The organism is Staphylococcus condimenti (assembly GCF_001618885.1).
Classification (GTDB): Bacteria; Bacillota; Bacilli; order Staphylococcales; family Staphylococcaceae; genus Staphylococcus; species Staphylococcus condimenti.
Window position 1 is genome coordinate 1,728,736 of sequence record NZ_CP015114.1, and the last position, 22,752, is coordinate 1,751,487.

The 22,752-nt window shown below is 31.7% G+C and carries 22 protein-coding genes; 11 read left to right on the plus strand and 11 right to left on the minus strand.

Going from position 1 to position 22,752, the window contains the following annotated elements; translation table 11 throughout:
- Positions 1-156: 156 nt before the first annotated feature.
- Positions 157-1,458 (minus strand): TcaA second domain-containing protein, encoded by a 1,302-nt coding sequence (locus A4G25_RS08530; protein ID WP_047132109.1) that lies wholly within the window; start codon positions 1,456-1,458, stop codon positions 157-159.
- A complete protein-coding gene (locus tag A4G25_RS08535) occupies positions 1,458-2,411 on the minus strand; it encodes a zinc ribbon domain-containing protein (RefSeq protein ID WP_047132110.1) in 954 nt (317 codons plus the stop codon). The genes A4G25_RS08530 and A4G25_RS08535 overlap by 1 nt, the downstream gene beginning before the upstream one ends.
- A gap of 292 nt (positions 2,412-2,703) precedes the next feature.
- On the opposite strand from A4G25_RS08535, the gene A4G25_RS08540 reads away from it, so the two are divergent.
- Together A4G25_RS08540 and A4G25_RS08545 are read left to right on the plus strand one after the other, a co-directional pair.
- Positions 2,704-3,444: a zinc-ribbon domain-containing protein gene (locus A4G25_RS08540; protein ID WP_052766755.1), complete on the plus strand. Its 741-nt coding sequence runs from the start codon at positions 2,704-2,706 to the stop codon at positions 3,442-3,444.
- Positions 3,445-3,491: 47 nt separating this feature from the next.
- The gene (locus tag A4G25_RS08545; RefSeq protein ID WP_047132111.1) at positions 3,492-4,931 is read left to right on the plus strand and encodes an ATP-dependent nuclease; all 1,440 of its coding nucleotides are present in this window, start codon (positions 3,492-3,494) and stop codon (positions 4,929-4,931) included.
- A 153-nt stretch (positions 4,932-5,084) separates the two neighbouring features.
- Here A4G25_RS08545 and A4G25_RS08550 read toward each other — a convergent pair whose 3' ends face one another.
- Genes A4G25_RS08550 through A4G25_RS08575 form a run of 6 tightly spaced genes read right to left on the minus strand, consistent with a single transcriptional unit; the run spans position 5,085 to position 10,229 of the window.
- A complete protein-coding gene (locus A4G25_RS08550; protein ID WP_047132112.1) occupies positions 5,085-5,435 on the minus strand; it encodes a PTS glucitol/sorbitol transporter subunit IIA in 351 nt (116 codons plus the stop codon).
- Between the two features lie 44 nt (positions 5,436-5,479).
- Positions 5,480-6,499, minus strand: coding sequence for a PTS glucitol/sorbitol transporter subunit IIB (gene srlE / locus A4G25_RS08555; protein ID WP_015901559.1), 1,020 nt, complete (start codon positions 6,497-6,499; stop codon positions 5,480-5,482).
- An 11-nt stretch (positions 6,500-6,510) separates the two neighbouring features.
- A complete protein-coding gene (gene srlA, locus A4G25_RS08560) occupies positions 6,511-7,062 on the minus strand; it encodes a PTS glucitol/sorbitol transporter subunit IIC (RefSeq protein ID WP_015901558.1) in 552 nt (183 codons plus the stop codon).
- A complete protein-coding gene (locus A4G25_RS08565) occupies positions 7,046-7,519 on the minus strand; it encodes a transcriptional regulator GutM (RefSeq protein WP_047132113.1) in 474 nt (157 codons plus the stop codon). The genes srlA and A4G25_RS08565 overlap by 17 nt, the downstream gene beginning before the upstream one ends.
- Before the next feature lie 2 nt (positions 7,520-7,521).
- Complete coding sequence (locus A4G25_RS08570) at positions 7,522-9,408, minus strand: BglG family transcription antiterminator (RefSeq protein WP_047132114.1); 1,887 nt, start codon at positions 9,406-9,408, stop codon at positions 7,522-7,524.
- 26 nt (positions 9,409-9,434) lie between these two features.
- Positions 9,435-10,229 (minus strand): SDR family oxidoreductase, encoded by a 795-nt coding sequence (locus tag A4G25_RS08575; protein ID WP_047132115.1) that lies wholly within the window; start codon positions 10,227-10,229, stop codon positions 9,435-9,437.
- Positions 10,230-10,581: 352 nt separating this feature from the next.
- Between A4G25_RS08575 and A4G25_RS08580 the strand changes: the two genes are divergently transcribed.
- Complete coding sequence (locus A4G25_RS08580) at positions 10,582-11,166, plus strand: DUF805 domain-containing protein (RefSeq protein WP_047132116.1); 585 nt, start codon at positions 10,582-10,584, stop codon at positions 11,164-11,166.
- A gap of 209 nt (positions 11,167-11,375) precedes the next feature.
- Here A4G25_RS08580 and A4G25_RS12990 read toward each other — a convergent pair whose 3' ends face one another.
- On the minus strand, positions 11,376-11,534 hold the full coding sequence (locus A4G25_RS12990) for a hypothetical protein (protein ID WP_156483160.1): 159 nt from the start codon (positions 11,532-11,534) through the stop codon (positions 11,376-11,378).
- Positions 11,535-11,836: 302 nt separating this feature from the next.
- On the opposite strand from A4G25_RS12990, the gene A4G25_RS08585 reads away from it, so the two are divergent.
- Positions 11,837-12,802 (plus strand): dynamin family protein, encoded by a 966-nt coding sequence (locus tag A4G25_RS08585; protein WP_047132117.1) that lies wholly within the window; start codon positions 11,837-11,839, stop codon positions 12,800-12,802.
- Between the two features lie 57 nt (positions 12,803-12,859).
- Here the strand turns inward: A4G25_RS08585 and A4G25_RS08590 are convergent, their stop codons facing one another.
- Positions 12,860-13,225 (minus strand): DUF4870 domain-containing protein, encoded by a 366-nt coding sequence (locus A4G25_RS08590; RefSeq protein ID WP_047132118.1) that lies wholly within the window; start codon positions 13,223-13,225, stop codon positions 12,860-12,862.
- A 222-nt stretch (positions 13,226-13,447) separates the two neighbouring features.
- Here A4G25_RS08590 and A4G25_RS08595 point away from each other — a divergent pair, with 222 nt between their 5' ends.
- From A4G25_RS08595 to A4G25_RS08620, 7 genes are all read left to right on the plus strand, one after another.
- A complete protein-coding gene (locus A4G25_RS08595) occupies positions 13,448-14,404 on the plus strand; it encodes a helix-turn-helix transcriptional regulator (RefSeq protein WP_047132119.1) in 957 nt (318 codons plus the stop codon).
- Positions 14,405-14,470: 66 nt separating this feature from the next.
- Positions 14,471-14,626 (plus strand): hypothetical protein, encoded by a 156-nt coding sequence (locus A4G25_RS08600; RefSeq protein WP_156483161.1) that lies wholly within the window; start codon positions 14,471-14,473, stop codon positions 14,624-14,626.
- A 240-nt stretch (positions 14,627-14,866) separates the two neighbouring features.
- Positions 14,867-15,742 (plus strand): hypothetical protein, encoded by an 876-nt coding sequence (locus A4G25_RS08605; protein ID WP_047132121.1) that lies wholly within the window; start codon positions 14,867-14,869, stop codon positions 15,740-15,742.
- A 3-nt stretch (positions 15,743-15,745) separates the two neighbouring features.
- Positions 15,746-17,536: a phage tail family protein gene (locus tag A4G25_RS08610; protein ID WP_047132122.1), complete on the plus strand. Its 1,791-nt coding sequence runs from the start codon at positions 15,746-15,748 to the stop codon at positions 17,534-17,536.
- 261 nt (positions 17,537-17,797) lie between these two features.
- Positions 17,798-19,384: a BCCT family transporter gene (locus A4G25_RS08615; protein WP_047132123.1), complete on the plus strand. Its 1,587-nt coding sequence runs from the start codon at positions 17,798-17,800 to the stop codon at positions 19,382-19,384.
- 354 nt (positions 19,385-19,738) lie between these two features.
- Positions 19,739-19,807: a putative holin-like toxin gene (locus A4G25_RS13385; protein ID WP_418080437.1), complete on the plus strand. Its 69-nt coding sequence runs from the start codon at positions 19,739-19,741 to the stop codon at positions 19,805-19,807.
- Positions 19,808-20,406: 599 nt separating this feature from the next.
- Positions 20,407-21,861 carry a carbon starvation CstA family protein gene (locus tag A4G25_RS08620; protein ID WP_047132124.1) on the plus strand — a complete coding sequence of 485 codons (1,455 nt, stop codon included), beginning with the start codon at positions 20,407-20,409 and terminating at the stop codon, positions 21,859-21,861.
- A gap of 132 nt (positions 21,862-21,993) precedes the next feature.
- On the opposite strand, the gene A4G25_RS08625 is transcribed toward A4G25_RS08620, so the two are convergent.
- Entirely contained in the window at positions 21,994-22,698 is a 705-nt protein-coding gene (locus A4G25_RS08625) for a nuclease-related domain-containing protein (RefSeq protein ID WP_047132125.1), read from the minus strand.
- Positions 22,699-22,752 lie beyond the last annotated feature (54 nt).

The following is a 22,752-nucleotide window of genomic DNA, read 5'->3' on the forward strand; positions in this document are numbered from 1 at the left end:
CCCTTTGTACACATTGAGAAAGCAAACGTAGATGTTTAAAATTTGAATAAGATAATAAATGTTTAAATCGTATGGACAGGAAAAGCTTCAATAGCAGTAGAAAAGAAAGTAGTACAAAATAAAAAAGCCCAGACTTTAAAGTCTGAGCAGTTTCTATTAATCTCCGTAACCAGAATCGATTTCATCACCATGCTCGTCATATTTTCTGACGTATCCATCGCTATCGATTTTATAAGATCCGGCTAAGTTGCCGTCTTTATCAGTGTATGAGAAGCCCCATCCACCGCCTGTTTTTTCTGGTTCTTTGAAAGTATATTCATCTGTATCTAGCAGGTGGCCTTCAAATGATTCAACTTTGTCGATAACATTTTCGCGAGTCACTTCGTCATCACTTGAACTGCTGTCGTCATCGTCATCATCTTCGCTGCTTTCTTTATCTTCGATGTGTTTTGAAATAGCATTATCATCAAATGATAGGTCTACATTTTCAGTAGAATCTCCATCTCCTGAGATTTTTACGATTTCTTTATCAGAAGTAAAGTTTTTACCTTCTACATCTGCTACTGCGTAAACTTCAACTTTTTCATCTGGAGGATAAGGTCCATATTCCTCACTCGAATCCATTTCATGTTTCTCATTATTGATATATAACGTTGTATCTGAGTCATAAATGTTTGAGTTGTCGATGTTCACGTAGAATTTAATCTGCTTGAAGTTTGGATTAGCTTGTTTCATATGTTGAGAAGAGAAGACTTGAAGTTGTCCTTTATAGTCTTTTCCATTCTCAGTTTTCGTTGCTTTCAGTTCATAATAGCCAAGCGGGAAGTCTCCGACTTTACCATTATCTCCAACAGTATGAGTTTTGCCTTCACGTGTAAATTTCAATTCATCGATATCTGACATACTGTCCATATAGATGTCGTATCTTGGAATATCAAATTTATAATCTTTAAAGAAAATCCATTTGCGTCCTTCTTGTTTAATATCCATGACTTTCTCACCGTTATATTCAACTAAGTTGCTGTCACGATGTTGATCTTGCATGCTTTTAGCTTTGTCTTTTACTTGATCTGCCATTTTGTTGTTTAAGTCAGATTCATTCATTAAATCTAAAAAGGCTCTAGCTTCTTCTTTAGTTAAAGGTTTGCCGTCAGAGGTAACATTATTTTTCAGTTGGTCAACATTATCATTTCTAATCGCAGAAGCGACTGAATCAGCTTTTTTAGTGACATTCATTTGTGTTTTTCCAACAAAGAACAAGATTACCGCAATGATTGCGACAGCGATAAGTAATGCTATAATCACCCAAGCCAAAGGAGACATTGGTTTACGCGGTGATTGATTGCTGTATTGTGAAGTACGTCTAGGTTGTTGAGATTGATCGACCGGCGTTCCGCATTGTGTACAGACCTTTTGGCCCTCTTTAATTTCATGTCCACAATTTTTACAGTAACGCATTAGTAACCACCGCCAAACGGTGAGAAATCATCCATTAGATCTTTGAAGCTGTCCATTAAGGAATTACGTACCATTTCACCATAAATCATTAAAACAATCAGCTGCAATGCTATGTAAAGCAAAATACCGAAAAATACTGGAATACGAATGGCATGGAAGCTTGAGTATTTTGTAATGATATAAATAGCTGCTGAATAGAAACTGATAATACCTAATAATGTTAAGAATGAACCGATAGAGATAATTTCCATTCTCAGTAATAGCACACCTAAAATAAATAAGATGAATGAGAATGTATTAACAAAGACGAAATCAGATAATAATTTTACAAAACTGATTGGATCTTTAATCGTCAAGCGTGCTGTAAGTGCCAAAATGCCATAACCGAGTGCGATAAAGAGTACAAGACTGAAGAAGAAATTAGATACGATACTGCCTTTAGAGACACCGAAGTAAGATATTTCTTTAGGTACTAAAAGCATAATTACAAGTAACGAAATGATTAAGAAAACAGCTGATAATATACCAATAAATTTAAGACTGAAAGGTTTATCTTCTGCTACGACACTGTCGTGTGTTTTAAAGAGTTTGCTGAAGAAGCTAGAACCTTCATGTTTGATGTCATTTGCGTGTTGGTTGAATTTTTCTGAGTTGAATGTAGGTTGTTGGTTTGAAGTTGTGTGTTGTCCTTGATGGTTGTAGTTTGTATGTTGTTCTTGTTGTGTTTGGTTGTAGTGTGTTTCGATGTTGGGATGTTTGAGTGTTTGACTGTTAGGTTGTGTTTCAGATTGTGTTTCAGCGTGTGATGTTGATGTGGCGTTTGCGCGGGAAGTGTCAGGTTGGTCTTGCTTTTGTGAAGCAGCTACTGGTTTTGACTTTGTTAGGTCAGTTCCGCATTCGCCGCAGAAGCGGTCATCTGCACTTACAGGCGCACCACAATTCGGACAATACATGGTAGTTCCCCCTTGTTTACTTTTAAATTTTTGTTTGTTTAGTACACAATATTGTATTGCGATTAATTTCATAGTAGCATACTCATATATAGATATCTATATCACAATAAAATTAATTATTTAAATTCTAAAAGTGTCTTTTTCAGTTGTAAATTTTTGTTTAAATTGATGTAAAACTCACTTTTTAATTTAATCTTAAAGATATGATTAAAAGAATTTTTTAACCTAGTATCTTCCTAGTATTTTTCTTATAATAACTGTAATGCAACCATTTTTGAAAGGGGATTTAAATGTGAAGTTTTGTACGCACTGTGGGAAACCTTTAGAGCCGGATGAGAAATTTTGTTCAAAATGCGGAACAAAAGTACCAGAGAGTCAAAGAGAGAAACCGTCACGTTCAAATATGAACAGAGGGGGCGCGGTTAATCAACAACAAAGGCCATCGTCTAATCATAAGAAGCCTGCTTGGTTGTTTGTTGTGATTGGATTTGTGATTGCTTTATTGATTTCTGGAATAGGTTATGCCGCTTATAATGCTTACAGTAATAAAAATGCTGATAAAGGTCAGGAGCATCATTCAACGACGTCTGATCAAAATCAAAGTACTACGAATAAAGAAGATGAATTGCCGGAAACGAAACCTGTCAGTATTAATGTAAATACAGATAGTTTCAGTGAGAATTATATGAATGCAGATAATAGTAGCGGCTATGATGGTTTTTATATCGGTAATACGAAAGATAGTATTGAACATAGCTACGGCAAAGCAGAAGGTACAATGGATATTAACGGAAATGAAGCATATCAATATGGCAACATAGCGGTAAGTTATGATAACAATAACCAAGTCGACCATGTCTTTGTGACACCACATGATATGAGTACAAGTGAGTTTACAGACTTCCATAATACTCCTAATGAAAGACGGGGAGATACTTGGTATTATGATAAAAACAAAGATAATGGTTATACGATTAAAGTCTATACAGATGGCAGTGAAGTACAAGCGATAGAGAATATAGATCAGATATAAAAGGTTGATGAAACTGATATAATATTATATTTTTTAGGAGGCTTATAATGTATATTTCAAATATGAAATTAACTAATTTTCGTAGCTTCAACGGAATTAATGAATTACAATTTAATGATGGATTAAACTTTTTTGTAGGAAATAATAACTGTGGAAAGACTACAGTTTTTAAAGCTGTAGAATTCATTCAAAATGGAAAAGATAAATGGGAATTTATTACTATTGGAAAAGAAAAAGAAGAGATAGCTGTGGAAATCACATTAAGCGGAGATGATATAGAAGATATCGTAAATAATAATGAATTGAAAAAATATCAAAATTATATATATGAAAAAAACGAAACTCTCAATATTACAATTAAGAGAAGTTCGAAAAATGATTCTGTAGTCCAAAACGGTAGAAAAAAGGATTTAGATATTAAAAATATTCGGACTTGGAATAATATAGAGAATCAATTTGAAAATCCCACTGGTATCGATAAAACGATAAATGCCCTGTTTGATGCTCAGTTTGTGTACTCGGATATAAAAAATGAAGAGTACCGAGATTTTGGAAAAACAAAAGTAATAGGAAAATTAATTAATAGTATAACTAAAGATTTTCAGCATTCAAAAGTTTATAAAGATTTAATTAAAGCTCATGAAAAAGCTTTTGGCGATGAAGGTTTGAAAAACTCGCTGCATGATACAGAAAAAGAGTTGCAAAAAATAATAAGTGAGCAATACGGTGAAGCAGAAGTTGAATTTAAATTCGAATTACCAGATATGAATAATTTTTTAAAACATGGCACAATAAATTTAACTGAAAATAACATCACTACGGAAGTTAGTGAAAAAGGAACAGGAATGCAAAGAGCTTTAGCTATGAGCTTAATACAAGTATATTCTAATATAGTAAACAAAGAGAATGCTAAGCAACTTTTATTTTTTATAGATGAACCCGAAACTTTTTTGCATCCGAAAGCACAAGCTAGAATAATCAATGCCTTTAGAAAAATTTCCCGTGAAACCCAGGTATTTATAACTACTCACTCTCCATATTTATTGAAACAGTTTGATAATGATATAGACGATATTAAAATATTCAAAAGTGAAAGCGATAGAAAAGTAATTTGTAGTCAAAATATTAATTCGTTTCCATTTAGCCCTACATGGGGAGAAATAAATTACTTAGCTTTTGATATAGTGAATGTCGAATTTTTTAATGAATTATATGGTTATTTGCAACATATATCCGGAGAAGACAAAATTACGAGCTTCGATTATTATTTAAAAAGAAAAGGTGTTAATAAAACTGTTGTATATAGAAGGAATTTTAAAGATAAAATAAAAGATTACAATTATACTATCCCAACATATATAAGAAATCTGATACATCATCCTGAAAATCAAAACAATCAAACATTTACTGAAGAACAATTAAACGAAGCAATTGAAACATTATACTATATTAATAATAATTTGGGCTCAGAGCATTATAATAAGTAAGTTGATAATTGTAGTACTAGTATAAAAAAATCATCTCAAAATTTTTGGCGGTTTTAAGCTTTTATATTAAGTGAAAGTGAAATATTACTAATTAATGTGTGCTATAAATGTTAAAAGACAACTCATCTCTCAAGACGAGTTGTCTTTTGTATGCTATTTTATTGTTATCTTACTTCCAACACCTATAAAAGGAACTTCTGTATCTTCTAAATATAATGTTCCGGATTGTTCCGCTTCTGTACTACCATCAAATTTCAATGTAATATGACCCAAGTTATTTAAATTTTTATTCACTGCATTACCAACTTTAGTAATCTCAAAAGTTTGATCATCAATAATTAATTTATTTGTTTCTGTAATATCTTCTTCAACAGGATTTACATTGATAATATAGCAATAATCTTCTAACTCTGCCGGCGCATTACTGCCGAATAGAATCACCATTTTTTCTTCAGCAAATGCATTTGCGTCCTGTCCTAAATTAATAACTTCAGTTTGGTACATAAATATGACTCCTTTATATCTTTTTATTTATTTTGAGCAAATAGTTATTTATATAATCCGAAACTTGCTAACCAAGCAACGAATACCCTAGGCACACCATTTAAAAATCTTGAATAGAGAACGGAAGGTACACCCACTTCAATTGTTTTTGTTTCTGCTTCTGCCAGCCCTAAACCAACAGGAATGAAGTCAGCAGCGTTTTGTGTATTGATTGCAAATAAAGCAGGTAATGCCAAATTAGGAGGGATATTTCCTTTTCCAATTTCAACGCCAATTAGTGTTCCTAGTACTTGTCCGATTACACCGCCAGGTCCTAATAATGGACTTAAGAAAGGTAAGGAACAAATGAAACCGATTGCCATTAATCCCCAAATATTTCCTGCTAATGGAGACATAATTTTAGCGAACAAATCTCCTATACCAGATCCTTGAATAATCCCGATTAATAATGCTACAAACCCCATGAATGGTATAACAGTAAAGAGCATAGTTTCTACTGCATCTCTAGCGGCTTGGTAGAACGTATTAATAACCTTACCTGCAGCTAAACCGATTTTTGTTAATAAACTTTTATTTTCTTGTTCGGCACGTGTTTCCATGATTTTTTTATCTTTAGAATATTTAGGCGTGCTTTCACTTTCTTTTTCACCTTGCTCTTTAGTAGCAGCAATTGTATTATTGTTCTCTGTAGATTCTTCAGAAAACGGAGAAACTTGTTCAACTCCTACGTTAGAAACATAAATGTTTTCAGTAATATATTGTCTTAAAGGACCACTTTTTCCTGTTGCCATAATATTGATTGTTGGAATTCCTTTTTTTGGATAAATACCACATCTTAACGTACCGCCACAATCAATAATTACTGCCATAATTTCTTCTTCAGGAACAGAAGTTTCGAATCCATTGACTGGTTCAGCTCCTGTAATATCAGCAATTTTATCTACAATTTCAGGGCGATGGCCGCCTGTGATATAAACAAGTTTATTTTTTTCGCCTGTTACACCAATAATTAATGGACCTCCAAAACCACCAGAACCTTTTACAATTTTAGCCTTTTCATTCATAGCAGCTCACCTTATCCTTCCATTTTAACTTCAGTACTTAATTTAACGTTTTGTTGTTTTTCTACATAACTTGTTGTAAAGTCTGTAATCCAACCGCCAATGAAGTTCATAACTAAACCAACAAGGAGGTATCGTACAGCTAAATCTGCTGTTGGTAATCCTAGCTTTTCAATACCATGAGCGATTCCTAAGAAAATAAACAATTCAGCCGGGTTAATATGTGGAAAAATACCATTACTTGTATGTGCGAATTGCGCAGCAGAAGCAAAATAACTTGGTTTGTACTTTTCAGGCATAAATCTTCCTAATGAGTGAACCATTGGATTAGCTAACATAAATGAACCTAAAAATGGTAAAACTAAATATCTCATTAGTGGGTTCTTAGATGACTTTGTGGCAATAGTATTAATACGATCTTCACCAATTAATTGGATTAACGTATTCATAGCAATTAATAACATTAACACTAAAGGTACAATAGAACCCATCCAGTCAATAAACGTATCTGCTCCTGTTTGGAATAATTTGATAAAACCTTCAGCGAATTTAACGATGTAATCCATTTTTTAATCCCCTTTCGTTTTTAAATAAACGATTTACTTTGTTTACTACCTTCATAACAGGAGAAGGTATTTTTTCGATTGTGCCACCGTTTTGAATAACATTAAATGTATGTTGAGCATCTAATATAGCTTTAATTAGTAGCTTATTGTAATTAGTTAAATCTGTATCTTTGAGCTTTTTGATTTTTTTACCTTCTAAGCCTTTGAGCTTTTTGATTTTGGAAAATACAGTAACACCTTGCATATACCGTGCATCTTCTATTTCGTTTTTATTATTAAGTTGCAATAAAACAAGCGTGCCGGCTTTAAAGATAGAGGGACGTCTTCCGATAGCTACTCTACCTTTAGAACGTAATTCAGTGTAATGTTTGGTAAAATGTTTGATTTGTAAAAATCCTAAGCCATACTGAATTACAAAACCCGCAGCAGCTAAAATAATTAACAGTATAATAAACATGATTAATCCCTCATCTCTTCGTTTAATAAATATACAAAATCCTCAAAATCAGTCTGACTTGTAATTTTTTTTGTTAAATACGTATTCTTAGTGATGCTTAATACTTCTTCATAAATTCTGATTAATATAGCTTCATTACTTATAGTTTTTGGCGTAGCAATTAATATAACAATTTTCAAGTCAGGATAACTTTTGATTGTATTATCTAATATGGCTACTTTGATTTGGATACCTTCCATTGAATGAGTAGCGTGAGGAAAACCCACAGCTTTATTTATTGTGGATTTTAATTTTTCGCGCTCTATAATCGTTTGATCAAATTTACTATCTACGCGTTGTTCATCAATCATTTCTGATGCTAAAAAATGAATAACTGAATAATAGTCATCGGCATCTGATAAATGATAAAAATCTCGTTCATTAATAAAATCTAATATTACACTTCTATTAAAGACTTCTTTATTGCTAATATCTTTATAAATCAAAAATTGTTCAATGCGAAGCTTGAAGTGTTTTTCATTAAAGACATTTTCAATATATATAATTTTATTGAATAAACGATTTAGCGGTTGAGTAGAAATAATGAAATCATATTCAGATTCCACGATACTCAAATCAGTTTTTTCAATAGCTTCAATAGAAATATCTTTTCCAAATATTTTATAAAGATAACTAGAAAGCAATTTGATAGTACTTAGGCCGCCATCTGTATAAATACCTATGTTTTTCATATCTGAAAATCTTTGCTCTAACTGTTCCAAATATACACTGAAGTATATTGTTAAAAATCCTAATTCAGGTTTTGAAATAGATAAACCTGTATATTTAGTGATGTTATCACCTAAAATTTTTGAAAGTTCAAAGGCAAATGGAAATTGAATATCCATTTCAGCAGAAACATTATTTTCTAGCTTAATATTAAAAATCAATCTATTAATAAGGTGTTTGATGTGAAGTTTAATATCTTTGTTAAATAAATCTTCATCTATTTGGATATCGAAATACCTTTTTACATCTCTAATGGTATTGTTAATTATTTTCATAATGAGTTTTTCATCTGATTCATTAATTATTTCTTCCATTAGTGAAGCTCTTCTTCCTAAAAGTTGTATAGCAATAAGAAGAAGTTCGTAATTTGAATTACTACTTGCATACGTTTGAGATATATATTCATTTAGAAAATTCAAGGTGTTAAATTCATTGGATTTAAAAATAGCTGCATCTGTATTTTTAAAACTATCTTTTTCAATGAATTTGTGTTTACTTAGTCTAAGTAATGTAATTTTGATTGAATTTTGTAGGTTGAAAAAGGTTTGGGTATCTAGATTCATAGTGTTTTTAAGCTTATCTAATTTTTCGTTTAAAGGTTGAGGCAATTCTTCCTCATTGAGAATTTTCGGCAACTTTTCTATTGTAAATTTTCTAATATAAATTTCTTTGCCTTTTAAGGAAATTCCAACATTAGGTTTTCCTATGATTTGTAAATTGTATTCTTTTATTTTTTCTCTAAGTTCTGTTACTAATGTATTAAGCGCAGTTCTGCTTAAATATAATTTTTCGCTCAAGTCATCAATAAGAGAAATATCGTTTATAATTAATTCATAAAACAATTTTCCTAAGCGGTTTGTTAAAATACTTTCAGAACCATTATTTAAGATGCTATCCTTATTTAATTCATCCCAAAATTTTTGATCATCCATAATAGTTAAAACTAAAAGAGAATCTCTTTTTCTAATAGAAAAGATGTCTGTGAATTCTCGATTGATTTGTTTGATATAATTTATAATCGTTTTTTCTGAGATATCTAATTCAATAGCTGCTTTATCTATTGGTAAATTTGACTTTAATAAAATTTGGACCAACTTAAAGTGTTTTTGATTTAGCGGCATATTATACCCCCTCTATTTATTGGGGATTAACCTCTTGATTTACCGCCTGAAATGTTAATAGTTGTTCCAGTGATATAACTCGATTTGTTTGAACTTAAGTAGCAAACTAAATCAGCAATGTCGGTTAATTTTCCTACTCTTCTTAAAGGAATAGATTTAGAATAATCCCCATTTAATTTTTCTACCGTGGTATTTCTGCAATAAGCTAAAGCATTTTCATATTCAGGAGTTCTTAAACCTGTTTCTTCAATTATTCCAGGGGCAATTGCGACAACATTGATATTGAACTTCCCTAATTCTTTTGCCCAGCTTCTTGTTAATCCAATAAGTGCTGCTTTTGTTCCTGAATATAGACTTTGTCCTTCTGACCCTTCTTGTCCGGCTTCACTTGAAACATTGATAATAGTGCCGGAGTTATTTTCGATAAAATGTTCAGCAACTGATTGACTAAACCAAATCGGTCCTTTTAAGTTCACAGCAAACATTAAATCTAAATCTTTTTCATTTATTTCGTACTCGGGTTTTTCCTTTATAGAATCAGTTAGCAGACGAGGTAAGTTGATACCTGCATTATTTACTAGAACATCGATTTTTTTCTCACTTTGAATAACTTCTCTAACAGTTTCTGAAACATTTTCTTTGTTAGTTACATCTGTTTGGATAAAATGATAATTTTTATGAGTTAAGTCGTTACCTTTAATATCTGCGTTATAAACTATGGCTCCGTTATCTAATAGTTCTTTTACAATAACGTTCCCAATTCCTGAACTTCCGCCAGTTACGATAATCACTTTATTTCCAATTTCTAGCCAATTTGACATATGACTGACCTCCAATTAATTTCTTTAATTCCATCTTAAATTAAAGCGCTTTCACAATTAATACACCTTTGTGTGGAGTTTATGGAAAGTGATTGTATTAATTAATGGAGAACAGAGTGAGACTATTTCTATATCAGTAAATTATATTTTATCATGCATATTGCAAGTTAATATTAGTAAGTTGTGGAAGTATAAAAAATAATGATGTTAATTATGTATAATATCTAAGTAAATGAAACTTATTTCTTTCAAAGAGTTAATTATATATGCAAAAAGTACTGATGTTATTTATGATCTTTCAGTATAATTAACTTATACAATTAAAAGTTAAATGAAAAGAAGAAGGTGCAGCATGAAAGAACAAGCAAATTTTGCTCAGTGTTTTGGTTTGTTTTGGAAAAATTATTTTAATTTTAAAGGATGTGCGACGAGGAGAGAATACTGGTTTACTATAGCATGGCTAGCTATCATAACAATTCCAGTTATGTTAATTGGTTTGTTTGGTTTAATTACTTTTTTAACAGGTATATCTCTTATATTTGGAGGGGCATTATTTTTATTTATTACGATGTTTTATTTTCTTGCTTCATTTGTCTTACTTATTCCTGTATTAACATTGATTATTAGAAGGTTTCACGATAGCGGTAAGTCTATGTTATTACCGATACTATTCACAGTGATGTTAATGACAATACCATATCTGCCTGACCTTACATTTAATCAATTCGGAGCAGGTGATATTACTTTTTTATCATTTTTATTTTTAGTTTTTCACATTTCTTTTATCCCTATTACTATTGCCTTAGGTATATATATCTTTGTAGTTACCTTGCTACCTAGTAAAAGAGAGAAAAATAAATATTGCAAAATCATGTTAGTCAATAAACATATAGAAGGAAAAAGAAAAGTTACTTCGTTTTCAAAAACATTAGAATGAATAAGTTCGTAATTAAGAAGCACAATCTCAGGAATGAGTTTGTGCTTTTTCGCTATATTAATTATTTACAAGCTATATAATGCCCGCTGCTCAATATATAACTGTCTTTCTCCTTTAGTTTTGATGAGTTTATTTGATAATAAATAAGTTGGATTTTTGAATTTGAAAAGCACTCTCATGATTGTTGAGGAAGTGCTTTCTTTAAAGCCTTAATAAATAATTCTGTTGATTTTCAAATCTTTAATATCAAAGATTTTAGGATTATGTTTAACTCCGTAATAGTATAAATTCTTAGCAATACTTTGAGCTAAACGATTATCATAATGTTTTCCTTTAAAAATGATTTCAAATTTATCGATTCCGAGCATACTGATCATCTCCTTAGATAGTATTAGGATTTTTTACACATGAAAAATATGTGGAAATAGTTCATTTTAAAATTCGACTTCTTAAGAATACATAAAGGTCTATTCATTATTTGTTGTCATATATATTGTCTCAGTAATAATTTTATCTAATGTTATGTGAGATTGAGGATCGTGTTAAGTTAACTTATAAACATCAACTCTCTTATATGAATATCATATATATAACCATAGACATATTTTGACTAGGCAAAATGATATGTTGAAAATAGCAAATTACACGCTTTCATTCGGAGGGGAAAATTATGGACTATTATAGAGAAAAGTATGTTGAAGATAGAAGTAAAATAATGGATGTTACTGAGATTTTATTAGAGTATGTTAAACAAAATGAAACAAACTTTAAACTGCTAAAAAACATCTCTGAAATTGAAAGAATACGAGAAAGCTTTTTAAGAAAAAAATTTGAAATTGTGATAACGGGGGACAGCAAAGTTGGGAAATCTACCTTTATTAATAAACTAGTAAATAAAAATGTACTGCCAACAAGTCCAACAAAAGTAATAACTTACATCAAGCACTCTGATTATACACATAGTATTGAAGGTACGAAGATTCATCTGAAAAATGGTGAAATCATTACCATAGATAATGAAAAACTAGTCGAATTAAGTGAAAGTGATATAAGCGAAATAGAATACTTGGAAGTTTTTCTGGATTCAAATTTTTTGAAAGAAGGTGTCGCAATTATAGATACACCTAGTATTACGACACTCAGTAAGGTACAAGAAGATAATATTGATACTCAAATTAAAGAAGCTTCTGCTCATATTTTTTTATGTAGTGCAGACCAAGGTGGATGTACAGCAGAAGTAAATTTTATTCAAGATAAAGAACAATATATAAACAAAACATTATTTGCAGTAAATAAAATGGATCTTATCCATCCTGAAGAAGAGGGAGAAATTATTGATGCTATGATAATGAATTTTGACCTTAAAACTACTGAACATCTATTTTTAATGAGCATACATAATGATGAGAATCCTATGATAGCAATTAAGAAGCAGTTGGAACAGGTGATATTCGGGGACGACAAATTAAAAAAAGAAATTGCCGAAGCATATAAGACAATAAGTCGTCATTATGCTTTGCTAATAAAAGAAAATTTATTGAAAACGAAAGAAGAATTAGAAAATGATGCATTCTTTAAGAAGATAGATGATGATATGAATGCTCTATTTAAAAAAATGAGAAATAATTTGAAGTAAATAGAATATACACCAAACAAAGCAAACCATCCCAAGGCTTGCTTTGTTTAGGTTCTGCTATTTAATGATTGAAAGTGAGAATGGTACTACATAATCTTCGCCTTTGTTAACGGCAATAATAGCCATGATTGTATAAACAATACTTGCAATCGAGATAGCAATTAATGGAATGATACCTATAATAATAAGCGTTAAAATGTATGAAACTACTCCGTAAATTGCATAACTAATAGCATAATTTAAATAGTTTTTACCTTGTTGGTTGATAAAAGGAGATTCATCTTTTTTCATTAACCAAATAATTAAAGGACCTATAAAACTTGTGAATAAACTTAAAATCCACATTACCATTGCCATTGTGCGATCATCTTTTGGTACTTCTTGAAATCTTTGAGGATTTTCAGAACCGTTTTGAAAATTCATTTCCCTCATCCCTTCTTTATTGTATTTTTTGCTTTTAGCAAAAATAAGTATAAGTACACTACAAAATACTTAATGCAATACTCTCATACATTTATTGTATATGTATAGATAGTCAATTTTTGTCTATATTGTGTAGTTTATTTGTATTTACAAAAACTTAAAAATAAAATCATTAAATTTAATGATATAATTTGTTGAAATAGAGGGAATGGTGGTGTCAAAATGGCGAAATCTATACAATTACTTGAATTATATTTACGTTTTTTAGACGGCGAAAAACTTACAAAATCTACAATAAGTCAATATTTTGATAATAAGTCAGATAGAACAATCCAAAGGTATATTTCTGAGCTCAATAAATTTATTAGTAGCTATGAGGCAACTGAACATTTATATATCAAATATGATTATAAAATTAATGCCTTTAAGATGTTTAATAATGGCAATCAAAACATTAATCAAAAACAAGTACTAGCCATTATCAAAATGTTGATGGCAGCAAGAGGGCTTACTAAAGAAGAAATAGATAAAACAGTTGCACATTTAACAGAACGTCTCAAACCAGAGGACCGTAATATTATTGAGCAAGCAATCCTTTCTGAAATGACACACTATCACCCCATGATTCATGAGGAACCGCTTTTAGACAAAATATGGGATATCAATCTCATTATTCAAAATGGTCAATCACTATCATTTGAATATTCGAATGCGATGAATAAAGTTAAGCATCATGTAATCAAGCCAATGTATATTACGTTTTCAGAACTTTATTTTTACGTTGTAGGTGTGAATGAGAAAGAACAAGTTATTATTTATCGTTTAGATCGGATTCTTGAATATGAAGGTATTAAAAAAAGAATTGCCACTCCAGATTCACCTTACTTTAAAGAAGGAGAGCTGAAACAACGTATTTATTTCATGTATGGAGGGGAATGGCAGCGCGTAAGATTTGAATTCAATAATGGAATTATAGAATCAGTCATGGATCGCTTTCCAACTGCAAAATTACTTAAAAAAGACTATGAAAATAATCGCTTTGAAGTTGAAATTGAAGTTATAGGTAACGGCATTATAATGTGGCTGCTTTCTCAAGGAAGTAAAGTGAAGGTATTGTCTCCACAATCAGTAAAAGAATTATATTTAGAAGAGTTGAAAAAGATGATAAATCAATATTGAGGTAGACAAAATTTGTCTGGGGGCATATGTATGATACAAGTAATCCAAGATGAAAGGATGATATGCATGTTCAAGTTAACCGACAGACAAAAGAGAAAACTAATCGACATGATATTTGTAATAGAATATGACGAAAATCAAGATGAAGAAGAGTTCTATCGTGAATTAGAAAGTGAACTACGTGAAATTTTCGAAAAAATAAAGCGATTTTTTTGGGTTTAAAATGTAGTTATATTAGCTTCTGTATCTTGGAAGTTAATATATTTATATCTTCATTAAGGTGTGGCAAGGCTCAAAAAATAAATTTTTAAATTATTAGGATAGACAAATAATGACTATCTTAAATTCAGTAAGATATATAGTAAAATACATGTAAGAAATTGATTTAAAAACATGCACATTAAGTAGTTTTATTTTAAAAACAATAAACAAATTATATAAAATATATGCGAGGTTAGGGAAATGTTTAATAAAGAGAATAGAAAACAAGCATTAAGAAATTATGAAATAAATGCCGAAGAATATGAAAAAGAAAGAGGCTTATTAGTAACTGATTCAGAAGAATTATATGCAACTAGATTAATTTTGAAAGAACATGTAAAAAAGATTTGGGAATTTTTAAATAATATGAGAAATAAACCTGAAGAAGTACAAGTGAAGGTAGAAAAATTAAGAATTGAATTTGCAAAATTTGAGAACTTTGTAAAAGAAGTTAATGCTGAAGTAGAATCCACTTTAAAGAAATCAGCAGGGAGCATAGGAACTGGAATTGCTGCTGGAGCTGGAGTAGCTGCTTTTGGACCTGCTGCAGCAATGGCAATCGCAACAACCTTTGGAACAGCTTCTACAGGAACAGCAATTTCAGCATTAAGTGGAGCAGCCGCGACTAATGCAGCATTAGCTTGGCTTGGAGGCGGAGCGCTAGTTGCAGGTGGAGGCGGAACAGCTGCAGGAACAACCCTTTTAGCGCTTAGTGGCCCTATAGGATGGACGATTGGCGGAATTTCACTTGTTGGGGCTGGTATATTTACTAATTCTAAAAATAAGAAAATGGCTAATGAAGCACGCGAAAAAGCATTAGAGATAAAAAAACAAGCAGTAATATTAAAAGGTACTAGAGAAGAAATTAAAGAAACAACATCTTTAACTCAAAATACTAATGACTTAATAGAACCTTATTTCACAAGTGTGTTTGATCGAGCATCAAAATACAAAATGGATTATAACTTAATTAAACAAGCTAATGATAATGAATTAGTTAATGACTTAGGCAGCCTAATCAATCAAGCAAAAGGAGCAACGGAATTATTAAATAGAGCAATAGGTCAGGAGGCATAACTTATGGAAAATACCGTAAGTTTTGATAGATTTGTTGATTTAAACTATCTTAAAGGCACTGAGATTTTTAAAAGTGAAGAAGAAAAAATAAAAGAAGTGTCTAACAAATTGTTAGATGAATATAAGGAAATAGTTTTAACTCAAATTATTAATCAATTTGGAATTGGACAACTAATTGGCGGCTATAAAGACGGTGGAAACGTTTCTACAGAGTATAATGCGAAAAAAGGTATATTCGCAGATGAAGAAACGAAAGCAAGATATACAAGAGAATATAAGCATAGTGATTATAGTAATGATATATTTTCGATTGATAAAAGTGGTCAAAGAATTTTAGAGACTCCGGGATTATCAACACTAAATTATCAGGCGACAAAAGTGAGAGAAGATATAAGAAATAAAATAACCCCAGTAAAAAATACTCCAGAATATATTAGATTAAAAAATACAAATCCTGGAGTAGGGGAAAAAAGCAAGAGAATGGTTAAAGCTTCTAATAATGCTAGAAAAAAAATTGATAAATTTAAAAAAAATAATTTGAATAAAGAAGGCTATTTAACTGATGGGTATAATACTAATAGGACAGCAGAGAACCATTCAAATTTTCATATGGACCACGTTACTTCAGCTAAAGAAATACATGAAAAATTTAAACTTTATACTTCTAAAGAAGAAGCAGCGAAAATAGCATTAGATCCAAATAATATTACTCCAACAGATGGTTCAGCAAATCAATCTAAAGGCAAAAATAATTTATTAGAGTGGAACGAAAGTAAAAGTAAAAGGGACCCCGAAAAAACTAACGGTGAATTATATGAATTAGATAATGAAAAAGTATCTGAAAGGTATAAAACTTCAACAGAATTCATAGAAAAGGAATATAAAAAAAAGAAATATAAACATATAAAAAAAGGTGTAGTTAATGCAGGATTAAAACAGGGGAGTAACTTTGCACTCAAACAAGCATTAGGAATTTTTTTATACGAGCTAGGTAATGAATTTTCAAAAGAAATGAAGAATTATTTAGGCAACCTTAAAAGTATGAAAAATTTTAAAGAAAAAACTGAAGAGTTTAAAAAAAGTTGTGAAATTATTAAGGATAATCTATTAGAGAAGAAATGGAAGATTCTTAAAGGTTTCCCAGAAGGGTTTATCAGTGGTTTTATTAGTAATATAATAACATTCATAATTAATTCATTCCTAACTACTTATAAGAGAATGGTGAAGATAATTTCTGAATCTTTCTCAGGGCTCGTTTCTGCCGTTAAGACTTTATTTTCTAATGATTTTGAGGATTCTAATCAAAAATATAAAGCCGCGATAAAAGCTTTTACTGGAGTAATAATAGGCTCTCTTGGAGGTATAATGACTGAAAGTTTGATTTTATATTTGAGAACTACTCCTTTTGGTCTATTTGCAATTCCTGTAGGAAGTATCATTGGAGGTATTTTAACAGGAATTGTAACTGTATCTGCTCTTTATATGATTGATGATTTTTCTGGTTTTATTAAATCATTAAAAGGTATTTTCAAAAAAGATGAAATATCTCAAGAGGAATTGAATCAAAAATATAAAGAATTAGTAATAAAAATGGATGAAGAATACCAGTTTATTATTAGACGTATTTATAGAGAATATAAACACTTGTTAGAAATAACGCAAAAAGCTTTTGATAGAACTATTTCTTCCACACAACGTTTTAATAACACAGTGGAATATGCTGTGGCTTTTAAAGTGGATGAAAGTGAAATAGTAAAAAACACACAAGAAATAGATGATTTTTTCTTAAATTAATATATCTAAACATCGACTCCCCCGAGGATTCGATGTTTTTTCTTTTTTCACTTCTCCGCCCCAAATTGCACCATTTCCCTATCTATGTTTAAATTAAGAAAACGCTTCCAAATAATATATCAATGATAACCAACCTTTTTAATCATATCTCATTCACATCTAGATAATCTCATAAGCTCAACCTAACGTACCTAGATCTTTTTACATCTAAGACATATGCATAAAAACACTAAACTATAGATAGGATGATGTTTTACAGTTATGAAGAGTAAAAGGAAAAAGCATAGAAATATTGTTTATTATACATCCGTCGCAATTATTTTAATTGTGACATTAATCGCAGGTATCTTTCCAAAACTATTCGGAAAATATGCGCAAAGTACATATGATATGATAGCAGGTTCATTCGGTTGGTTATTCTTAGTAATTATCTTTGTATTGGACGTGTTCTTAATCGCCCTAGCAATCTCACGTTATGGCCGCTTCAAACTAGGTTCTGATAATGAAGCACCAGAGTTCTCATTCATCTCTTGGGTCGGCATGTTATTTTCTGCAGGACTAGGAGTAGGAATTGTCTTCTGGGGTGTTGCAGAACCGCTCACACATTATCTGCATTCTCCATTCCCAGGAAAAGTACCCGATCAATCGGCTGAATCTGCACGTGTCGCTATGGGATATACATTCTTTCACTGGGGGATTTCACAATGGTCCATCTTTGCGATTTCTGGACTGACAGTAGCCTACTTCCAATTCCGTAAGCAACGTAACGGATTAATTTCAACAGCCATGGAACCTGTATTTGGAGAGGCGTATAATCGTCCGCTTCGCAACCTCATCGATATCTTAGCTATCATCGCCACAGTCATGGGTATCGCAACATCTATCGGACTCGGCATCATGCAAATTGGCGGCGGTCTCCATCATGTATTCAATCTGCCGAATACGAATGTAACTAAGGTAGCCATCACTGTAATTATGGTCTGTATCTTCCTCGGTTCAGCACTCACAGGTTTGAACCGCGGTGTGAAATGGCTGAGCAACATCAACGTCGGTCTCGGAGCCGTCTTACTTATTTTTATCTTAATATTCGGCGACTTAAAATTCGTTCTAGAATCCTACACGCTTGCAATTGGTGATTACTTGCGCAACTTCATCGAATACAGTCTGCGTGTGAATCCATATACCGGAGATAACAGCTGGATTCAAAAATGGACAGTCTTCTATTGGGCATGGGTGATAGCATGGTCACCATTTATCGGTGGTTTTGTGGCACGAGTTTCACGTGGTCGTACTATCCGTGAATTCGTGATAGGGGTCTTAATCATCCCACCGCTTATTTCATTTACATGGATAGCAGGCTTCGGCGGTACAGCATTGAAAGTTGCATTAACACAAAATACAGGAATCGAAAAAATAGTCGATAAAGATTACTCCGTAGCACTCTTTGAGTTGCTGCAGCAATTCCCGATTTCTGATATCACAAGCGTCTTAGCTATCGCATTGATCTTTATATTTATTGTGACAAGTGCGGACTCTACAACACATATCGTAGCAAGTATGGCTACAGGCGGTGTGGATAATCCCAAAGTGCAACATAAAGTAATTTGGGGATTATTAATTGGTGCGATTTCTGTAACTATGACCATTGCGGGAGGTCTAACCAGCCTGCAAACAGCTTCACTTGTTACAGGTCTGCCATTCTCTATTATTTTGGTACTCATGATCTTTTCTATTATGCGTGCACTGCATCGAGAACCCACTGAGCATTTCCAAATGACTTATATTGAAGATGATACTGACTATTCAATACCTTTAGAAAAAAGAGAGCAAGAGAATAATGAAAACTAAAAAGATAAGTCTAGATGTGAAAACCGTCTAGACTTTTTAAATTGATTTAAAAATACTGCAGCATAATAAATAAGAGATAGAAGTTGAAAAGTCAGCTGTTACCGTAAATTGTATGCAAACAACAAGTATAAATTAAAAATATAGTCGCCATTTGCATGTAAAGAGTCGACTATATGAAAATGAAAATATTTATTTTATTATGTCATGATGAAAAATAACTGAGAAAATAATATAATATTTCTAAGAGAAAGTTGAATAGATGGTGGCAAATCTATTTTGAAGGAGGTGGTGCCTATGGCGTCACTGAATTTAGAAAGGATAGGCTAAATGACAACATTTGAAGTAATTATAGTCATGATAGCGTTTGGTGAATTTACACTGAGCCTTATCACTATAATTATTGAAATTGTTAAAAAAAGATAAAAAATAAACCATCTCACAACTTTGACGTAGTTGAGATGGTTTAAATCATCAAAATCATGTCACCGTCTTTTAAACGGTCTCTGAAAGCGTCGTGTTGGAGCACGGTGCCTTTCTTTACGCCTTTATTATCGCATAAGAGAAAGTAAAAGTACACACAAATACATAAAGAGAAGCCTTTTAGAAGAAAATTGACGCTGAGTTCAGAAAACAAAAAATAAACCATCTCACAACTTTGATGTGACTGAGATGGATTATTTAAACAATCTTAGCATGTCACCGTCTTTTAAACGGTCTCTGAAAGTGTCGTGTTGGAGCACGACGCTTTTCTTTACGCTTTTATTATCGCACAAGATAAATTGAAAATACATAGAGAAAATTCTATTTTAAAGGACAGACTTATAGCGTTATTGAGTTCATTATGAGAAAAGAAATTATGTATCTATTAGGACTATAATATAGTTGCTTTTCATTAGAAAGAGTTTGACCAGTTATTATTTTCACAATCTTGTGACAATTAAAAGTTTATGATTAAATAAAGTAAGCGTTTACATTTATCAACTTAGAGTTCTTCATATAAAAATAAATAAAGGGGGAGTAAAATGATTACATTTATAGTTTCTATCATTTTGCTGATTGTAGGTTACTTTACATACGGGAGGTATATCGACAAGATGTTCGGTCCAAAACAAGCACGACCGACACCTGCTTATAACCAACGCGATAATGTTGATTACCTGCCGATGAAAACATCATCAAATTCATTAATCCAGCTTTTGAATATCGCAGGAGTTGGACCTATCTTCGGACCGATTATGGGAGCTTTATATGGTCCAGTTGCTTTTATTTGGATAGTAGTTGGATGTATTTTTGCCGGAGCTGTCCATGATTATCTTACAGGGATGATTTCTATACGAAATAAAGGGGCTCATTTACCTGAACTTGCAAGTAAGTTTTTAGGCAAGGTGATGAAGCATTTCGTTAATATCTTCTCAATTCTCTTATTACTTTTAACTGGCACTGTATTTGTAACAAGTCCAGCGCTACTATTACATAATTTAATGGATGGGCGCGTAGCATTAGGAATAATTATTTTTGCGATTTTTGTGTATTATATTTTATCTACTATTTTGCCGATCGATAAAATCATTGGTCGCATTTACCCGATTTTTGGTGCACTTTTATTTGTGAGTGCAGTAGGTATGGGATTCCGTCTTATTCAAACAGGTGCACACATACCAGAAATCAGTTTACAAAATATGCATCCCGATGGCGCACCGATTTTCCCTTTACTTTTCTTCACTATCACATGTGGAGCATTATCAGGGTTTCATGCGACACAAACACCAATCATTTCTAGAACAACAAATAATGAAAAAAATGGTCGGTTTATTTTTTATGGAATGATGATTGCTGAAGGAATTATCGCTATGATTTGGGCAGCAGCTGGAATGAGTTTGTTCCATGGATACGAAGGCTTACAAGGTGTGTTGGCTGAAGGAGAGGCTGCTTTAGTAGTGAGCAAAGCAGCGCACTTACTGCTTGGTTCTGTTTTAGGAACAATTGCTGTACTCGGTGTGATTGTCTTACCAATTACCAGCGGAGATACTTCATTTAGAAGTGCGCGTATGATTATTGCAGATTATCTGCACATCGATCAACGTAAGTTAGCAAAGCGTATTTTTGTAGCAGCACCACTCTTTATCATTAGCTTTGCATTAACTCAAATTGATTTTACAGTCTTGTGGCGCTATTTCTCATGGGCCAATCAAACCACTGCAGTAGTAGCTCTATGGGTTGGAACTATGTATCTTCTATTGGCTAAGAAGAATTATTGGGTGGCAGCTGTACCTGCAACTTTTATGACGTGGAATATCTTTGTTTATATTTTGAGTCAGAAAATTGGCTTTGGTATAAATCTTACAGTCAGCTATTATTTAGCTTTCGGATTAACGCTATTATGGATCGGTTATTTTGTATATCAATATAGAAAAATGACTGCTAAAACAGAATTTGAATTAGATTATCAAATATCTGGGCAAGAACCGGCAGTTTAAAATTATGACAAGTCAAGCACTAGTTGCTTGGCTTTCCTTATTTTTATATGCAAATGACAAGTATAAATTAAAAATGAAAAAGTAAAAGTATATAAAAATAACCGAAAATGAAATCATTACCATGTATGATTGCTAATTAATATTAATAATACTTGCATCATTGTTAGCAAACTTATTCAACGCATCACAATAAGTCATAATAGTAGTAGCATCCATACAAGTCCGCGTCTTATTTTGAGTAATTTTATGATATAAAGTTTGTTTGAATTCTGATTTAGAAGAAGGTGTAGCAATATATTTATTCGGATTACCTACATAAAGATTGCCATCACCTTTATGGTTGAAGTAAATAACCATCTCGATGAACCTTGCATCAAATATTTGATTTGCAAATTCACGTGTCTTTTGAATTTGAGCGAAAGGATGCCCATATTTTTTAAAAGCAAATTGTTTATTTTCATTGCTGAGAATAAAGGTGATGTAATCATCGCTATGTTCTGGAAATAAATACTTTTTTAAACCATCTAAATTAAATTTTTCCAAGTTATCTTTACTAAAATTGAAATAAATATCACCTTTCCAGTGTTTTGTTTCAATGATAAAGAGGCCGTTTGTACAAATTACAAAATGATCAATTTGTCTGATTTGATTTTCATCTTCAATTAACACGTTGTTATAAATTGCATAGTGATCGACAACTTTGCTTTTTTTAAACTCTAAAAAGATTTCTTGCAAATGATTGCTGGTGATTTGTTCTCCCACATTTAACGAAGACTGCACTAAATCTTGTAAATACTTAATTTTGTTGTTTAACTTTTCAGCATTAAAATTTTCCATGAAATTCTCCTTATTAAGTTTAATAATTATTTATGAATATATATGTAAAAATAA

Bases quoted from the DNA above. Each gene is read 5' to 3' on its own strand.
- A4G25_RS08530 (WP_047132109.1), bottom strand. From the start codon at position 1,458: ATGCGTTACTGTAAAAATTGTGGACATGAAATTAAAGAGGGCCAAAAG.
- A4G25_RS08535 (WP_047132110.1), bottom strand. From the start codon at position 2,411: ATGTATTGTCCGAATTGTGGTGCGCCTGTAAGTGCAGATGACCGCTTC.
- A4G25_RS08545 (WP_047132111.1), top strand. From the start codon at position 3,492: ATGTATATTTCAAATATGAAATTAACTAATTTTCGTAGCTTCAACGGA.
- A4G25_RS08550 (WP_047132112.1), bottom strand. From the start codon at position 5,435: ATGTACCAAACTGAAGTTATTAATTTAGGACAGGACGCAAATGCATTT.
- srlE (WP_015901559.1), bottom strand. From the start codon at position 6,499: ATGAATGAAAAGGCTAAAATTGTAAAAGGTTCTGGTGGTTTTGGAGGT.
- srlA (WP_015901558.1), bottom strand. From the start codon at position 7,062: ATGGATTACATCGTTAAATTCGCTGAAGGTTTTATCAAATTATTCCAA.
- A4G25_RS08565 (WP_047132113.1), bottom strand. From the start codon at position 7,519: ATGTTTATTATACTGTTAATTATTTTAGCTGCTGCGGGTTTTGTAATT.
- A4G25_RS08570 (WP_047132114.1), bottom strand. From the start codon at position 9,408: ATGCCGCTAAATCAAAAACACTTTAAGTTGGTCCAAATTTTATTAAAG.
- A4G25_RS08575 (WP_047132115.1), bottom strand. From the start codon at position 10,229: ATGTCAAATTGGCTAGAAATTGGAAATAAAGTGATTATCGTAACTGGC.
- A4G25_RS08580 (WP_047132116.1), top strand. From the start codon at position 10,582: ATGAAAGAACAAGCAAATTTTGCTCAGTGTTTTGGTTTGTTTTGGAAA.
- A4G25_RS12990 (WP_156483160.1), bottom strand. From the start codon at position 11,534: ATGCTCGGAATCGATAAATTTGAAATCATTTTTAAAGGAAAACATTAT.
- A4G25_RS08585 (WP_047132117.1), top strand. From the start codon at position 11,837: ATGGACTATTATAGAGAAAAGTATGTTGAAGATAGAAGTAAAATAATG.
- A4G25_RS08590 (WP_047132118.1), bottom strand. From the start codon at position 13,225: ATGAATTTTCAAAACGGTTCTGAAAATCCTCAAAGATTTCAAGAAGTA.
- A4G25_RS08595 (WP_047132119.1), top strand. From the start codon at position 13,448: ATGGCGAAATCTATACAATTACTTGAATTATATTTACGTTTTTTAGAC.
- A4G25_RS08600 (WP_156483161.1), top strand. From the start codon at position 14,471: ATGTTCAAGTTAACCGACAGACAAAAGAGAAAACTAATCGACATGATA.
- A4G25_RS08605 (WP_047132121.1), top strand. From the start codon at position 14,867: ATGTTTAATAAAGAGAATAGAAAACAAGCATTAAGAAATTATGAAATA.
- A4G25_RS08610 (WP_047132122.1), top strand. From the start codon at position 15,746: ATGGAAAATACCGTAAGTTTTGATAGATTTGTTGATTTAAACTATCTT.
- A4G25_RS08615 (WP_047132123.1), top strand. From the start codon at position 17,798: ATGAAGAGTAAAAGGAAAAAGCATAGAAATATTGTTTATTATACATCC.
- A4G25_RS08620 (WP_047132124.1), top strand. From the start codon at position 20,407: ATGATTACATTTATAGTTTCTATCATTTTGCTGATTGTAGGTTACTTT.
- A4G25_RS08625 (WP_047132125.1), bottom strand. From the start codon at position 22,698: ATGGAAAATTTTAATGCTGAAAAGTTAAACAACAAAATTAAGTATTTA.